This window comes from Baekduia alba (assembly GCF_028416635.1).
GTDB classification, from domain to species: Bacteria; Actinomycetota; Thermoleophilia; order Solirubrobacterales; family Solirubrobacteraceae; genus Baekduia; species Baekduia alba.
This window is the reverse complement of sequence record NZ_CP114013.1, coordinates 2,326,753-2,341,450: the sequence shown is the minus strand read 5'-3', so window position 1 is coordinate 2,341,450 and position 14,698 is coordinate 2,326,753. Positions and strand designations below refer to the sequence as shown.

Below are 14,698 nucleotides of genomic sequence, written 5' to 3'. Positions count from 1 at the left end.
GCGACGCGGCGCGACCCGCGCGGCTCACGACGCGCTCCCGCGCGACGGCAGCTCGATCGCCACGCCCGCCGGAAGCGGCGTGACGCGGCCGCCGCAGTGGGCGAGGACGGTCCCGGCGATCGCGAGGCCGCGGCCGCGGGTGCCGCGGCCGGCACGCGGGCGGCGGGTCAGCTCGGCGACCGACGCCGGAAGGCCCGGGCCGCCGTCGGCGACCTCGACGCGGACGCGGTCGTCGGTGAGGTGCCGGGTCCGGATGACGATCGTGCCGCCGCCGTGCTCGATCGCGTTGGCGACGACGTTGCTCGTCGCCTGGGCGAGGCGCAACGCGTCGGCGTGGACGACGACCGTGCCGGGACCCGGCTCGAGGCGCAGCGACGCTCCGTGCGCGGCGGCGACGTCCTGCCACGTGCGGACCTGGCAGTCGAGCAGCCCGTGCAGGTCGACGTCCGCGGGTCGCGCCGTGGCCGGGTCCTCCAGGGCCAACGCGGCCCGGCGGAGCTCGAGCTCGAGGGCGGCGACCAGCGTCGGACCGACCTCGCCGCGCCGCGCCGCGCCGTGAAGCGCCAGCTGCGCGGCGGTGAGCGGCTGCCGGACCTCGTGCGCGACGCGCGCCGCGCGCTCCCGGAGCGTGCGCCGTCCCCGCCAGAGCCACGCAACGGCCACGAAGGCCAGCGCGAGCGCCGCGACGACCAGCGGCACGCTCACGCCGCCAGCTCCCGCGCGCCCGTCGCCGACCGCGGATCGTCGACCAGGCGATAGCCGACCCCCCACGTGTTGAGGATCAGCTCCGCGTCGTAGGCGCGCAGCTTCTTGCGCAGGCGGCAGACGTGGCTGTCCAGCGTCCGCGTCGACGACCGCCCCTGATAGCCCCAGACCGCCTTCAGCAGGTCGGCCTTCGTGCAGACGGTCGTCGGCGACGCCGCCAAGACGCGCAGCAGCGCGAACTCCGTCGCCGTCAACGGCACGCGGCGCTCGCCCACCCACACCGAGCGCGCGGCCGGATCGATCTCCAGCGAGCCGACGCGGACCCGCGCCGTGCGCCGGCGATGGTCCGAGCGCCGCAGGAGCGCGCGGACGCGGCCGCGCAGCTCGCCGTAGGAGAACGGCTTGGCGACGAAGTCGTCCGCGCCCGCGTCGAAGGCACGGACCCGGTCGGTCTCCCCGCAGCGGCCGCTCAGCACCAGCAGCGGCACGTCGGGGTCGATGCGCGAGCCGAGGCCGTCGGCGGCGCGCACCGTGCGCACCACGTCCAGCCCGGAGCCGTCGCCGAGGCCGACGTCGAGGATGGCCAGGTCCGGGAACTTCGTCTCCAGCAGGCGCAGCGCGTCGGACGCCGTCTCGACGACGAGCAGCTCGGATCCGTCGGCCGTGAGCTCGTCGGCGAGGAACGTCCGCGTCGTCGCGTCGTCCTCGGCGACGAGGATGGTGGCGGGCGTGTCTTGGGTCATGCCCTCCTTAGGTCACGGCACGCAAGAACTCGCCCCCCTCGACGCGGCGAAAGGTTCGCGGCTCGACACAGCGAACCTCCACCCCACGGCGAGCCGCAGATCGGACCGGCACTCCGCATGTGCCGGGACCGGACGGACTGCAAGATCCATCCCATGACCTGCGGAAGCGAAGGGATCGGGCATACGATGCCGACGACTTCGGGAGCCGCCGTCCACCTCGGCGCGACTTGACCGACACGCCCCATGAACGACGCACGCCGAGGCAACTACGACAGCGGAGAGGACTTCGTCCTCGAATACGGCGAACTCCGGTTCACCTTCAACGAGCGCGACTTCCGCGAGCGCTGCGAGCAGGCCGCGAACAAGCTCGGCTTCGTCTCCGGCCGCCTGGACGACCCCGAGCTCGAGGACCTCGTGACGCTGAGCGTCAACGGCGAGATCCAGGAGCCGGCGTCCGCGCTGGGCGAGCACGTCAACGACTGCTGGCCCGAGCTCGTCGGTCCGTCGGACCGCTCGCTCGTGCACTGGCTGCGCCGCCTCGTCTTCCGCTCCGCCTGGCTCGACCAGCGCGTGAAGGAGGGCGAGCTCGACGTCGAGTTCGACGCCGAGTCCTCCTCGTTCATGTACGTGCAGCCCGACCGCGACGGCGAGCCCGTCGAGCTCGCGCCCGAGCCCTCCTGGGGCCGGGTCGCCTACGTGCCGCGCTGAGCGCGCGGCACGCGGTCGTCCCTCCTTACGCCCCCAGCGCCTGGCCGCGCGCCTGCGCGATGGCGTCCGCGCCGGCGTCGCCGACCAGCAGCTCCGGGCGCAGCGTGCCGGACGCGACGAGGTCCAGCGCCGGGAAGCGGCCCGTGCGGGTCAGCGTGCGGTCCAGCGCGATGATCGTCGTCTCGCCGCCGACCGGGGCCGACGCCGTGGCGACGATCGTCAGCGACCCGCCGTCGACGATGTTGCGCGCCGCGGCCAGCGCGCGTCGGGCCGCGTGCGGCGCCAGCCCGTCGAGGCCGTCGACCAGGACGACGACGTCGCCACCGCGCGCCGTGATGCGCTTGGCGGTGTCGATCGCGCGCTCGACCGCCTGGCCGGCGGCGTCGGGCGACGCGCCGAGCGACAGCGCGGCGACCGGCTCGATCTCGCCGGAGCGCCACTCGGCGCACTCCTCCGGGCGGACCGCGGCGAGGACGACGTGGACCTCCAGGCCCTCGACGCCCTTCAGCGCGCCGGCCAGCCGCTTCAAGGCCTCCGACTTGCCCGCGTGGGCCTCGCCGACGATCGTCACGCGCGAGCCCTTGCCGATCGGCGTCAGCCACTCGATCGCCTTGAGCGTCGCGTCCTCTGAGCCGAGCGCCAGGCGCTCGGTCGGCAGCGCGCACGGCAGGTCGTCGAAGTGCGTGCCCTCGGCGACCTCGTCGGCCGGGCGAGCGTTGATGGTGTCGATGCGGATCAGCGACGGGTAGCGCTCGGAGCGGCGCGGCTCGCGCACCGGCCCGCCGACCTTGTCACCGTTGACGAGCTCACAGCGGCGGACCTGCGCGGCCGACACGTACACGTCGTCGTCGGACGGGTCCGGCGGGGTGAGGCGGACGAAGCCGGAGCCGTTGGGCAGCAGCTCGACGGTGCCCTCGATGACGCGGTCCTCGCGGTCCTCGTCGCGGTCACGGTCGCCGTTGCGGTCGCCGTTGCGGTCGCGGTCGCGGTCGTCGTCGCGGTCCTCGTCGCGATCGCGGTCGCGCGACCGGCCCCGGCCGCCGCGCGAACGGCGCCGCGGCTTCTCGGCCGCGATCTCCTCCTCGACCTCGGCCTCGGCGGCCTCCTCCTCCTCGATGGCCTCCTCGACGACGGCGTCCTCGGTGGCGACGACGTCGTCGTCGGTCGCGACGGCGTCGTCGCCGGCGTCCTCGTCGGTGCTGCCGTCCTCGTCTGCGTCCTTGCGGCGGGTGCGCGTGCCACGGCCACTGCGCGAGCGGCGCTTGGGCTTCTCCTCGACGGCCGCGTCGTCCGAGGCGGCGGCCTCGGCGACCGCGTCCTCCCCACCCTGCTGGGCGATGATCTTGTCCACCAGGTCGGCCTTGCGCAGACGGCGGAAGCCGTCGATGCCGAGCTCGGACGCGATGGCGTGCAGGTCGGCCAGCGGGCTGGCCTCCAGCGCGGAACGGGTGATGACGGACATGTGGTCCTCCTAGTTCTAGGTGTCGGTGGGCGTCCGCCTCGCGTTGCCATGCAGCGAGACGGCGACTCTCCAGTGCCGCGGACCGTAGCGGAGTCGCCGGTCGCATGACCGGCGCCTGCACGAGTTGGTCAGGACGAGGGCGTCGCGCGGATCCACTTCAGCGCGTCGTCGTCGGCGTCGAACGCCCCGACCTCCGCGCCGCCGTGCAGCACCTCGCGCACCGCGAGGTAGTCCACCGCCTCGGCCACGTCGTGGACGCGGACGATCGCCGCGCCGCGGTCGGCCGCGAAGCCCACCGCCGCCAGCGTCCCCGCCAGCCGCTGCGCCGGCGGCCGGCCGGTGATCGCCGCCAGGAAGTACTTGCGCGAGACCGCGGCGAGCCACGGATGGCCGAGCGCGCCCAGCCGGTCGATCGCGCGCAGGGTCGCGACGCTCTCGGCCGGCGACTTGGCGAAGTCCGGACCGGGATCGACGATCAGCCGGTCCGCGGCGACGCCCGCGGCCACGGCGGCCGCGCAGCGCTCGCGCACGAACGCCTCGACATCGCCGACAACATCTCCGTCGTAGTCGGCGAAGTGCTCCTGCTTGGGCGCCGCGCGCGTGTGCATCACGACCAGCGACGCGCCGGTCCGGGCGGCCGCGCGAGCAAGGCCGACGTCGCGCAGCCCCGACACGTCGTTGAGCACGTGCGCGCCCGCGTCCAGCGCCGCGTCGGCCACCAGCGGCTTCCACGTGTCGACCGAGACGACGATCCCTTCCGCGACCAGGCGCGCCACCAGCGGCACGACCCGATCGCGCTCCACCTCCGCCGCCGTGACGTCGGTGTAGGTGACGCCCGACTCGCCGCCGACGTCGACGAGGTCCGCGCCCTCCTCGACCAGCCGGACGGCGAGCGCGACCTGGGCGTCGAGCGTCGACGTGCGCACCGCGTCGCTGAACGAGTCCGGGTTGGCGTTGACGATGCCCATGACCAGCGGGCGCCCGGCGCGCAGGTCGAACCTGCGGTCGCGGAGCGTGAGGCGGCGGGCGGAGGCGGCGGTCACTGCGCCAGACCGTAATGCAGGAACAGGTGGTCGTCGGCGCGGTGGACCTCGCGCAGCGCGAGCCGCGGCGGGTCCGGCGTCAGCGCGGCGCCCGACAGCATCGTCGGCCCGTCGCCGCCGACGACCAGCGGCGCGACCGTCACCAGCAGGTCGTCGAGCCCACCCTCGGCGATCAGCCGGCCCAGCAGCGACGGCCCGCCCTCGCACAGCACGCCGCGCACGCCGCGCGCCGCCAGCGCGTACAACACCCCCAACAACGTCAGCGACCCGGGAGCGCAGCGCACGACCTCCAGGTCGGCGCCCACGTCCGGCGCCGCCGCGGCCGACTCCGTGAACGCCACGATCGGGACGCCCGCCTCGCCGAAGACCGGCGCCTCGTCGACCGGCAGCTCCAGGCGCCGCGAGACCGTCGCGACCACCGGATGCGCCGGGCGCCCGGTCGCCACGCGCCGCGCGCGCTGGTCGTCGTCGAGCAGCGTCGCGTAGCGCTCGGCCCGCAGCGTCGAGGTCCCGACCAGGATCGCGTCGGCCGCCGTGCGCAGCTCGCGCAGCAGGGCCCGGTCGGCCGCGTTGCCGAGCGCGACCGAGCGCCCGTCGACCGCGGCCCGCCCGTCCACCGAGGCCACCATGTCGGCGACCACGCGCGGGCGCCCGCCGCCGGCGACGACCGCGTCCAGCCCCAGCGAGGCGACGAGGTCGCGGACCGTCCGCGCCCCGCCGTCGCTCAGCCGCCGCAGCTCGTCGCCCAGGACCGGCTCCTACTTCTTGCCGCCGATGTGGATCTCGCGCTGCGCGACCGCGATGTTCCCGGCCTTGTCCGTCGCGCTGACGCGGATCGTGAACGCGCCGGTGCGGGCGTAGGTGTGCGACGCCTTCGTGGCCTGCTCGAAGCCGCTGCCGTCGCCCCAGTCGATCCGCAGGTACTTGATGCCGGCGGCGTTGCCGCTCGGCGGGACCACGTCGGCGCCCTTGGCGGTCACGGTCGCCACGCGCTTCTTGCGCTTGACCGAGAAGGAGACGGTCGGGTTGACGGTGTCGACCTTCAGCGGCTTGACCGTGGTCGTCACGCTCTGCCCGCGCTTGTCGGTCGCCACGACGCGCCAGTTGTGCAGGCCCTCCGACAGCGCGCCGGCCGGCAGCGTCGCCTTCGTCGCCTGCGTCTGGGCGACCTGCTGGCCGTCCACGAGGATCGTGTAGGTCAAGGGCCCCCACAGCTCCAGCGCGGTCCCCCAGGCCAGCGGCGTCTTGACGACGTTGCGCCAGAGCCTGGAGCTCGTGCTGATCTGGAACGCGCCGGGCAGGCGGTCGTAGCTGGCGACCACGATGCGGCGCGCCTCGCCGCTGGCCTGCAGGAACGCGAACGCGAAGTCGCCCGTGCGGTCGCCCGCGACGTCGAAGCCGGCCTTGGGGTCGACCGCGCCGAAGTCCGGGTTGCTCAGGGGCGCGATCGGACCCGGCCCCGGGACGATCCGCGTCGACGCCTTGTCGTCGTAGAACACGCCCTGGATGCTCTGGTCGCCGGCGTTGTACCAGCCGACCGCGCGATCCGTGGTCTCCGCCACCGCGCCGACCGGCTCCGTCGGCGTCCCGGAGCCGCCGAGCGCGCGCGCCCCGTTGACGACGTCGTCCTTGAGGATCGACGACAGCGCCGAGCCGTTGCTGACGCCGACCGTCGCGACGCCCTGGCCCTTGCCGTTGAGGTCGATCGCCGGCTGCTCGGCGGCCGGACCGCCCCAGCCCTGCCCGTCGAAGGCGACCGGCGGGTCGGTGCGCGAGCCGCGCAGCCGGACGCCGATCGCGCGGCTGTTGGCGCCGTTGTCGAACTGCTCGCGGAACGCGACCCACGCGAACGACGAGTCGTCCTCGATGTCGACGCTCGGCGCGTCGGCGGTTCCGCCCGGATGGCCCTCGATGTCGGGGACGTTGAGGTCGAGCACCGCGGTCGACGGGCTGGCGTTGAAGATGCGGCGGGCGTACACGTGCCCGGCCTCGCCCCACACGGCGACGCCGGTGCCGTCGGCCGAGATCGCGACGCGCGAGCGGCCGGTGCCGACGCCCGCGGTCTGCGGCTGCTGAGCGTCCAGCGCGCCGGTCAGGCCCGTGAAGGTGACCGCCGTCCGGTCCATCCGGGCCCCGAGGACGTCGCCGTTGACCGTGAACGTCGCGTACGCCGCGCCGTTGAACGACATGTCGATCGACGGGTCCGAGCCGCCCTGCGCGAGCAGCTGGGAGCCGTTCCAGCTCGGCGCTCCGGACTGGCGCACGGTCACGAACACCGAGCCGCCGCTGACGAAGGCGACCGCGAGGCGCCCGCCGTCGGAGGCGGCGACGACGGGCTGCGACGACGCCGCGTCGATCCCGGCGTCCACGCGCTCGGGCGCCTGCCAGGCGCCACCGACGATCCGCGAGACGAAGATGTGGTCGACGCCGGCGTCCCGCTTGACGTAGGCCAGGGCGCCGGTGCCGTCGCGCGCGAGGTCGACGTCGCCGACCGAGCGGATGTCGGCGCTGGGACCGTCGATCGCGTCGGCCTTGAAGAAGGCGGCGTGCGCGGGGTGGGTGGGACCGATTACGCCGAGGACGGCGATGGTCGTGACGATGAAGGCCAGGCGGCGGCGCATGGGCTGCGGAGCTGCTCCTCGGAGGGGTTGAGACGGTGCGACGGCTGTGTCGGGGAAACCGCGGCGACCGTGGAAGTTACGGTGCGCGCCCGACGGTCGTCGTCTCGCAAGCCTTCATCCGGGGACGATCCCCTCCGCGCGGGCCTCCTCGGCGAACGCGTCCGCGGCGCGCTGCACGGCGCGCTCGTCCCACCCGAGCTCCGGCGCCATCGCCGCCGCCACGCGCCGTGCGGCGGCCCCGTCGGGCGCGGCGACCGAGCGCGCCGCGACCAGGCCGAGGCGCGTGCGGCGCAGCAGCGCGTCGCCGACGGTGCGCGCCTGCTCGCGCCGTGCCGCGTGGACGACCTCGGCCAGCAGGTCCGGCTGGCCTTCGACGACGGGCTGGGCGTGCTCGCCGCGCTCGGCGGCGATCGCGAGGACGTCGTGCGCCGCGTGGCCGTAGCGGGCGGCCAGCGGCGCGTAGGCCGCGTCGCGGACGCCCTCGACGCGCGGCAGCTCGTCGGCCTCAATCGCCTGGCCCAGCGGGATCTCGTGGGTCCGGCACGGCGCGTCGCGCGCCTCGCGCTCGACCAGCCGGTCCACGGCCATCTTCGCCATCCGCCGCCACGTCGTGAGCTTGCCGCCGGTGATCGTGACCATCCCCGACGACGTCTCGTACAGCTCGGCCTTGCGCGAGATGTCCACCGACTTGCCGGCGTCGGCCGAGCTGATCAGCGGCCGCACGCCCGCGTAGGCGCCGGTCATGTCGGACGCGGTCAGCTCGGTGGCGAAGAACTCGTTGACGGCGTCGAGCAGGTACTCGAGGTCCTCGTCGGCCGGCTTGACGTGGTCGAGGTCGGTCGCGTCGTAGTCGGTGTCGGTCGTCCCGACGAGCGAGCCGCCGAGCCACGGCAGCGCGAAGATGAAGCGCCCGCCGCCGGCCGGGACGATCGCGCCGACGTTGAGCGGCAGATCCTCGCGGCGGAACGTCACGTGCGTGCCGCGCGACGGGCGGATGACCGGGACCTCGGCCTCGTCGTGCAGCTCCTCGGGCCGCAGGCGGTCGGCCCAGACACCCGTCGCGTTGACGACGTTGGCGGCGCGGACGACGAAGGTCTCGCCGCTCGCGTCGTCGGTCACCCGGACGCCCCGCGCGCGCCCGCCCTCCTCGACCAGCTCGGTGACGAGCAGGCCGTTGGCGCACACCGCGCCGAAGCGCTCGGCCTCGCCCAGGACCGTGAGGACCAGCCGGCTGTCGTCGGTCTGGCAGTCGTAGAAGAGGTAGCCGGACGTGGGCTCGCGCGCCGCGAGCGCCGGCAGGCCCTCGGCGACCTCGCCGGCATCGATGACGCGGTGGCGGTCCGGCGACCACGAGGTGGTCGACGCGGCCGGGTCGTCCTCCGCCCTGCGGCGCCGCAGCGGCGACCGGAGCTTGTCCACCGACATGACGTCGTAGAGGTTCAGGCCCATGCCCATCATGCGATCGGGGCGCGCGCCGTCGAACGCGGGCACGATCAGCGGCAGCGGCTTGACCAGGTGTGGGGCCAACCCGACCATGATCTGGCGTTCGATCAGCGCCTCTCGGACCAGGCCGAGGTCGAAGTTCTGGAGGTAGCGCAGCCCGCCGTGGACGAGCTTGCTCGAGCGCGACGAGGTGCCCGACGCGTAGTCGTGGCGCTCGACGAGCGCGACGCTGAAGCCGCGCGTCGCCGCGTCCAGGGCCACGCCCGCCCCGGTGATCCCGCCGCCGACGACGACGACGTCGAACGGCTCGGCGGCGAGGGCGGACACGGCGTCGGCGCGAGCGATCATCTGCGGGGCAGTCTCGCAGTACCGTCGGTCTGGCATGCCGGATCCGTACCTCGTCCTGTTCGTCGCCGACGGCGCCACAGACCACCACGCCGACGCGCTGCGCGGGCTCGCGCGCGGCGTGCCGCACGCGGGGTTCTTCGATGACGCGCAAGGGGGCGAGGATCGGACCGTCGGGACCTACGTGCGCGCGCGGGAGCTCGAAGACGGGATCACGCTCCTGGCCGCCGTCGCGGCGCTCTCGGCGCGGCTGCGGGCGCGCTTCGAGGTCCAGCACGACGAGCGGATCCTCGGCTTCCTGGAGGCCGGGCGGCCGGACGCGGCGCTGCGGGCCGAGCTCGGCCCCCTCGGGGACATCCCCGACCCGCTCTAGGGTCATCCCGAATGGTGCGCGCGGCGCGGTGACGCGATCTTGGTCGTATGCCCGACGAGACCCCCTCTTCCCCCGAGCACGACCCCGGCGAGCAGCCGACCACGCAGGCGCCGCAGCCCGACGCGACGACCGCGGCGCCGCAGCCCGGTCCCCAGCCCACGCGCCGCCTCCTGCGCTCCCGCGACGACCGCGTCCTCGGCGGCGTCTGCGGCGGCCTGGCCCGCTACTTCAACATCGACGCGCTGATCGTCCGGATCGCGGCCGTCGCCCTCGTGTTCGTCGGCGGCGTGTCGGTGATCGCCTACGTCGCGGCGCTGTTGCTCGTCCCGGAGGACGACGGCACCGGCCATCCCGTCGACGGCAAGCCCGGCCGCGTCTCGACGATCGTCGGCGCGGCGGTCATCGTCCTCGCGGGCGTCGCCCTGCTCGACGGCCACTGGGGCTTCGGCTTCGGCTGGGCGTTCGGCGCGCTCGCCCCCACCATCCTGATCGTGGCGATCCTCGCGTTCGCCGGCCAGCGCCTGCTCGCCACGCGCGGCGAGGACCGGCCCGCGGCCGCCCGGATCGCCGGCGCCGCGCTGATCATCTGCGGCATCGGGATCGCCCTCCTGGTCCTCGGCGCCGGCGGCGCCGTGGCAACCGCGGCCGGTGGTGGCAGCGCGATCGCCGGCGTCGTCATCGCGCTCGGCCTCGGGATGGTCGCGCTCGCCTTCCACGACGGCCAAGGCCGCCGCGCGCGCTGGCTCGTCCTCCCGGCGCTGGCGCTCGCGATCCCGTCCGGCGTGGTCGTCGCCGCGGGCATCGACGTCGACCACGGCGTCGGCAGCCGCAGCTACTCGCCCGCCACGATCGCCGACCTCAAGCCCGGCGGCTACGAGCTGGGCGTCGGCGAGCTGGTCGTCGACCTGCGCGGCATGCAGTGGCCGCGCGAGACGCCCGTGCACCTGAAGGTCGACGTCGGCACCGGCCACGCGCTGGTCCTGGTGCCCCAGGACGTCTGCGTGCAGGCCGACACGCACGCCGGCCTCGGCTACGTCGGGCTCCTCGGCGAGGAGAACGGCGGCGCCGACGTCGACGAGCAGAGCGGGACGGTCGCGCGCGCCTCCGGCCGCCGGCTCGTGCTCGACGCCGACATGGGCATCGGCGCGCTCGAGGTCCGCCACGAGCGCGACTCCGGCCACTGGGACGAGCACCACCACGGTCCGGACGAGATCTCCAACGCGCTCGCCGACGCCGGCTGCGCCGGGGAGCGGGCGTGAGACGACCGGACCTGGCAACCCTGATCTCCGGCCTGGCGATCGCGCTCCTCGGCACCGTGCTGCTGCTCGACCAAGCCGGCCAGCTGAGCCTCGACTTCGGCTCCCTGGCCCCGCTCGTCCTCTGCGTCGTCGGGCTCGTTCTGCTCGTCGGCGGCCTGGCCAAACGCGATGGCGCGTGATGGCGGCGCCGGCACGCGCGATCATGGCGCCGTGAGCGACGTCGCCACCCAGCGCGACCACGCACCGCTCGGACCTCCCAGGCCGGGCGGTCGCGGCGTGGGCGCGGCGCGGCGCCGCCCGCCGCTGCAGCGCGACCTCGACGCCAAGCTGATCGCCGGCGTCTCGTCCGGCATCGCGCGGTGGCTGGGCGTCGACAAGACCGTGGTGCGCGTCATCTGGCTGGTCGTCACGGTCGTCTCCGGGATCGGGCTGCCCGCCTACATCGCCGGCTGGCTGCTGCTGCCGACCAGCGACGGCGGCCCGGCCGCGGCCGCCCGCCTGCGCGCGCGGCCCGGTGCGCTGCAGATCGCGGCCGGCGTGGGCTGCCTCACGCTCGGCGGCCTGCTCATCGTCCGCGAGCTGGGCTTGTGGTGGAGCGACGCGATCGTCTGGCCGTTCGTGCTCGCGGCCGCGGGCCTGGCGATGCTCTGGCGCCAGACGATGGCCAAGCGCTCGGCGCCGGAGCCGACGCCCCGGACGCCGCGGGCAAGCGCCGCGCCGGTCGACGCGACGCCCACGGCGCCCGCCGCCGAGACGCCGATCGCGAGCGACCCCGCGCCCGAGCACCCGCCGCTCGGCCACGACCTCCCGGCGCGCCTGCGCTCCGTCTACCAGGGCGGCTTCGGCATCGCGCTCGTGGTCGGCGCCGGCCTGCTCTTCCTCCAGGCCAACGGCGCGCTGAGCGGCGCGCGCGACCTCGTGCTCGCGTTCGTCGTCGTCGCGCTCGGCCTCGGCCTCGTGCTCGCGCCGTTCTGGCTGCGCCTGGTCCGCAACATCAACGACGAGCGCGCCGAGCGCATCCGCTCCCAGGAGCGGGCCGAGGTGGCCGCGCACCTGCACGACTCGGTCCTGCAGACGCTCGCGCTCGTCCAGAAGCGCGCCGACGACCCGCGCGCGGTCGCGACGCTCGCCCGCCGCCAGGAGCGCGAGCTGCGCACGTGGCTGTCCGGCGCGCCCGAGGCCCGCCCCGACGAGCGGCTGGCCGACGCGCTGCGCGCCGCCGCCGCCGAGGTCGAGGAGGCCCACGGCGTCGCGGTCGAGGTCGTCACGGTCGGCGACCGCGACCTCGACGACCGCCATCGCGCGCTCGTCGCCGCGGCGCGCGAGGCGCTGGCCAACGCGGTCCGGCACTCGGCCAGCGACGAGCCGATCGCGCTGTTCATGGAGGTCGCCGACGGCCGCACCGAGGTCTTCGTCCGCGACCGCGGCCGCGGGTTCGACGTCGCCGCGGTCGGCGACGACCGGCGCGGCGTCACGGAGTCGATCGTGGGCCGCATGGCCCGGCACGGCGGCCGCGGCGCCGTGCACAGCACGCCCGGAACGGGCACGGAAGTGGAGCTGGTCCTGGATGACTGAATCGCAAGATGTAGACCTGCCGACCGTTGTGCTGGTGGATGATCACGCGCTGTTCCGCGCGGGCGTCCGCTCGGAGCTCGACGGGCTGGTCGAGATCGTCGGCGAGGCCGGCGACGTCGACGCCGCGGTGCGCGAGATCGTCGCGCGCGCGCCCGACGTGGTGCTGCTCGACGTCCACCTGCCGGGCGGCGGCGGCGTCGAGATCCTCAGGCGCCTGGCGCTCGAGGCGCCGGCCGCCAAGTGCCTGGCGCTCTCGGTCTCCGACGATCCCGAGGACGTCATCGCGGTCATCCGCGCGGGTGCGCGGGGCTACGTGACCAAGACGATCTCGCCGGTCGAGCTGGCCGACGCGGTCCGGCGCGTGCAGGACGACGACGCCGTCTTCTCGCCCCGCCTGGCGGGGTTCGTCCTCGACGCGTTCGCCTCCGGCCCAGCGGCCGGCGCGGGCGGGCCGATCGCGCCGAACGCCGACGCCGACCTCGACCAGCTCACGCCGCGCGAGCGCGAGGTCCTGCGCCACATCGCCCGCGGCTACCTCTACAAGGAGATCGCCCAGCGCCTCGGGATCTCGGTCAAGACCGTCGAGGCCCACGTCAGCGCGGTCCTGCGCAAGCTCCAGCTCTCGACCCGCCACGAGCTCAGCCGCTGGGCCGCCGAGCGACGCCTCGTCGATTGAACGGCTAAGTTCCAGCGAGCCCATGCCCCGGACCTACCTCCTGACCGGCTTTCCCGGCTTCCTCGCGGGGCGGCTCGTCCCGCGCCTGCTGGCCGATGACGACGAGGCGCGGATCGTCGCCCTGGTGGAGCCGCGGATGGTCGCCCGCGCGCGGGAGCTCGCGCCCGACGGCGTCGACGTCCAGCCCGGCGACATCACCGACCCGACCCTCGGCCTCGACGCGAGCACCTACGACCGCCTGGCCGGCGAGGTCGTGCGCGTCTTCCACCTGGCCGCCGTCTACGACCTCGCCGTCGGCGCCGAGCTGGCCGAGCGCGTCAACGTCGCGGGCACCCAGCACGTCGTCGACTTCTGCCGCCGCGCGACCCAGCTGGAGCGCCACCACTACATCTCGACCGCCTACGTCGCCGGCCAGCGGTCCGGGCTGGTGATGGAGGACGACCTGGCCCAGGGCCAGGCCTTCAAGAACTTCTACGAGTCCACCAAGTTCGCGGCCGAGGTGATCGTGCGCGCGGCGATGGACGACGTCCCGACGACGATCTACCGCCCGGCGATCGTGGTCGGCGACTCGCAGACCGGCGAGACGCAGAAGTTCGACGGCCCGTACTACCTGCTGCGCTCGATGAACAGCCCGTTCGGCGCGCTGCTGCAGATCGGCCGCGGCGACGCGGCGTTCAACGTCGTGCCCGTCGACTTCGTCGTGGACGCGATCTCGGCGGGCGCGCGCGACCCGGAGGCCGTGGGCCACACGCTGCACCTCGTCGACCCCGACCCGGTCTCCTCGGCCGAGCTGACCCGGCTGCTCGCGGTCGCCTACAAGGGCAGCGAGCCGAAGATCCCGTTGTCGCCCGGCATGGTCGACCGCTCGCTGCGTCTGCGGCCGGTGCGCAAGCTCTTCGGCGGGACGCCGCGCCAGTCGATCATCTACCTCAACCACCCGGTGTCGTTCGACACGACCCAGGCGGGCGAGGTGCTCGGCCGCAACGGCCTACGCTGTCCGCGCTTCCCGGAGTACGTCGACAACATGGTGGCCTTCTTCAAGGCGCACGAGCACGACGACGCATACCGCCCCGCGCACGAGAAGTAGCTCAGGAGCTAGGCGGGCGCGCGCAGCCCGTCGATGATCAGCTCGACGAAGCGGTCGGCGCGGATCGGCATCCGCCCCTGCGCGGCGAACACCGCCCCGACCGAGCACATGACGGCCGGGATGTCGGCCACCGTGAAGTCCGCGCGCAGCGCGCCCTCCTCGTGGGCGCGGGCCATCAGCTCGCCGACCACCTCGATGAGGACGTGCCGCTCGGCCTCGGCGAGCGCCAGGATGTCGGAGTCGTCGACCCACGTCACGCGCTGCTGCAGCGTGGCGTCCTGCGCGATCGAGCAGAACGCCTCGCGCAGGAAGCCCTCGAAGGCGGCCCAGCCGTCCTCGGTGTCGGCGTGGCGCCTGGCGATGTCGGCGTGGTGGCGGAACTTCGTCGCCAGCAGCTCGCCGATCAGCGCCGCCTTGGTCGGGAAGTGGCGGTAGACCGTCCCGACGCCGACCTGCGCGCGGCGCGCGACGTCGTCCATCTGCGTGCCGTGGCCGCACTCGGCGAAGAGCTCGCGCGCCGCGTCGACGATGCGCTCGCGGTTGCGGCGCGCGTCGGCTCTGAGCGGCTTGGGCTCCGTCGAGCTCATCGTGTCCGGACTCTAGCGCCGTGGCTTGACAACCGGAACCACTTCTCCATATTGTGCGTCAACCAGCAGAG

Annotated in this window: 15 protein-coding genes; 7 read left to right on the top strand and 8 right to left on the bottom strand. The window is 74.6% G+C overall.

The features are described from left to right. Positions 1-24 precede the first annotated feature (24 nt). The gene (locus DSM104299_RS11725) at positions 25-705 is read right to left on the bottom strand and encodes a sensor histidine kinase (RefSeq protein WP_272477494.1); all 681 of its coding nucleotides are present in this window, start codon (positions 703-705) and stop codon (positions 25-27) included. Further along, positions 702-1,448, bottom strand: a complete 747-nt coding sequence (locus tag DSM104299_RS11720; protein WP_272477493.1) for a response regulator transcription factor — start codon at positions 1,446-1,448, stop codon at positions 702-704. The genes DSM104299_RS11725 and DSM104299_RS11720 overlap by 4 nt, the downstream gene beginning before the upstream one ends. A gap of 243 nt (positions 1,449-1,691) precedes the next feature. Between DSM104299_RS11720 and DSM104299_RS11715 the strand changes: the two genes are divergently transcribed. Further along, positions 1,692-2,156: a hypothetical protein gene (locus DSM104299_RS11715; RefSeq protein WP_272477492.1), complete on the top strand. Its 465-nt coding sequence runs from the start codon at positions 1,692-1,694 to the stop codon at positions 2,154-2,156. Between the two features lie 25 nt (positions 2,157-2,181). On the opposite strand, the gene DSM104299_RS11710 is transcribed toward DSM104299_RS11715, so the two are convergent. From DSM104299_RS11710 to DSM104299_RS11690, 5 genes are all read right to left on the bottom strand, one after another. Then, complete coding sequence (locus tag DSM104299_RS11710; protein ID WP_272477491.1) at positions 2,182-3,618, bottom strand: Rho termination factor N-terminal domain-containing protein; 1,437 nt, start codon at positions 3,616-3,618, stop codon at positions 2,182-2,184. Between the two features lie 128 nt (positions 3,619-3,746). After that, positions 3,747-4,661, bottom strand: coding sequence for a dihydropteroate synthase (gene folP / locus DSM104299_RS11705; protein ID WP_272477490.1), 915 nt, complete (start codon positions 4,659-4,661; stop codon positions 3,747-3,749). Beyond that, positions 4,658-5,302, bottom strand: a complete 645-nt coding sequence (locus tag DSM104299_RS11700; protein WP_272477489.1) for a dihydrofolate reductase family protein — start codon at positions 5,300-5,302, stop codon at positions 4,658-4,660. Before DSM104299_RS11700 ends, folP begins: the two co-directional genes overlap by 4 nt. A 117-nt stretch (positions 5,303-5,419) precedes the next feature. Then, entirely contained in the window at positions 5,420-7,282 is a 1,863-nt protein-coding gene (locus DSM104299_RS11695) for a PKD domain-containing protein (protein ID WP_272477488.1), read from the bottom strand. Between the two features lie 114 nt (positions 7,283-7,396). After that, the gene (locus DSM104299_RS11690) at positions 7,397-9,073 is read right to left on the bottom strand and encodes a glycerol-3-phosphate dehydrogenase/oxidase (RefSeq protein WP_272477487.1); all 1,677 of its coding nucleotides are present in this window, start codon (positions 9,071-9,073) and stop codon (positions 7,397-7,399) included. 34 nt (positions 9,074-9,107) lie between these two features. Here DSM104299_RS11690 and DSM104299_RS11685 point away from each other — a divergent pair, with 34 nt between their 5' ends. Genes DSM104299_RS11685 through DSM104299_RS11660 form a run of 6 tightly spaced genes read left to right on the top strand, consistent with a single transcriptional unit; the run spans position 9,108 to position 14,040 of the window. Continuing rightward, positions 9,108-9,443, top strand: a complete 336-nt coding sequence (locus DSM104299_RS11685; RefSeq protein WP_272477486.1) for a hypothetical protein — start codon at positions 9,108-9,110, stop codon at positions 9,441-9,443. A 47-nt stretch (positions 9,444-9,490) separates the two neighbouring features. Continuing rightward, positions 9,491-10,702 carry a PspC domain-containing protein gene (locus tag DSM104299_RS11680; protein ID WP_272477485.1) on the top strand — a complete coding sequence of 404 codons (1,212 nt, stop codon included), beginning with the start codon at positions 9,491-9,493 and terminating at the stop codon, positions 10,700-10,702. Next, positions 10,699-10,881: a hypothetical protein gene (locus DSM104299_RS11675; RefSeq protein ID WP_272477484.1), complete on the top strand. Its 183-nt coding sequence runs from the start codon at positions 10,699-10,701 to the stop codon at positions 10,879-10,881. The genes DSM104299_RS11680 and DSM104299_RS11675 overlap by 4 nt, the downstream gene beginning before the upstream one ends. A gap of 31 nt (positions 10,882-10,912) precedes the next feature. Continuing rightward, positions 10,913-12,277 (top strand): ATP-binding protein, encoded by a 1,365-nt coding sequence (locus DSM104299_RS11670; RefSeq protein ID WP_272477483.1) that lies wholly within the window; start codon positions 10,913-10,915, stop codon positions 12,275-12,277. After that, positions 12,270-12,953, top strand: coding sequence for a response regulator (locus DSM104299_RS11665; RefSeq protein ID WP_349294506.1), 684 nt, complete (start codon positions 12,270-12,272; stop codon positions 12,951-12,953). Before DSM104299_RS11670 ends, DSM104299_RS11665 begins: the two co-directional genes overlap by 8 nt. Before the next feature lie 22 nt (positions 12,954-12,975). Next, complete coding sequence (locus tag DSM104299_RS11660; protein ID WP_272477481.1) at positions 12,976-14,040, top strand: SDR family oxidoreductase; 1,065 nt, start codon at positions 12,976-12,978, stop codon at positions 14,038-14,040. Positions 14,041-14,048: 8 nt separating this feature from the next. Here the strand turns inward: DSM104299_RS11660 and DSM104299_RS11655 are convergent, their stop codons facing one another. Then, entirely contained in the window at positions 14,049-14,627 is a 579-nt protein-coding gene (locus DSM104299_RS11655; RefSeq protein ID WP_272477480.1) for a TetR/AcrR family transcriptional regulator, read from the bottom strand. Positions 14,628-14,698: the final 71 nt, after the last annotated feature.

Coding starts and splice junctions, on each gene's coding strand:
- DSM104299_RS11720 (WP_272477493.1), bottom strand. CDS start 1,448: ATGACCCAAGACACGCCCGCCACCATCCTCGTCGCCGAGGACGACGCG.
- DSM104299_RS11715 (WP_272477492.1), top strand. CDS start 1,692: ATGAACGACGCACGCCGAGGCAACTACGACAGCGGAGAGGACTTCGTC.
- DSM104299_RS11710 (WP_272477491.1), bottom strand. CDS start 3,618: ATGTCCGTCATCACCCGTTCCGCGCTGGAGGCCAGCCCGCTGGCCGAC.
- DSM104299_RS11695 (WP_272477488.1), bottom strand. CDS start 7,282: ATGCGCCGCCGCCTGGCCTTCATCGTCACGACCATCGCCGTCCTCGGC.
- DSM104299_RS11690 (WP_272477487.1), bottom strand. CDS start 9,073: ATGATCGCTCGCGCCGACGCCGTGTCCGCCCTCGCCGCCGAGCCGTTC.
- DSM104299_RS11685 (WP_272477486.1), top strand. CDS start 9,108: ATGCCGGATCCGTACCTCGTCCTGTTCGTCGCCGACGGCGCCACAGAC.
- DSM104299_RS11680 (WP_272477485.1), top strand. CDS start 9,491: ATGCCCGACGAGACCCCCTCTTCCCCCGAGCACGACCCCGGCGAGCAG.
- DSM104299_RS11665 (WP_349294506.1), top strand. CDS start 12,270: ATGACTGAATCGCAAGATGTAGACCTGCCGACCGTTGTGCTGGTGGAT.
- DSM104299_RS11660 (WP_272477481.1), top strand. CDS start 12,976: ATGCCCCGGACCTACCTCCTGACCGGCTTTCCCGGCTTCCTCGCGGGG.
- DSM104299_RS11655 (WP_272477480.1), bottom strand. CDS start 14,627: ATGAGCTCGACGGAGCCCAAGCCGCTCAGAGCCGACGCGCGCCGCAAC.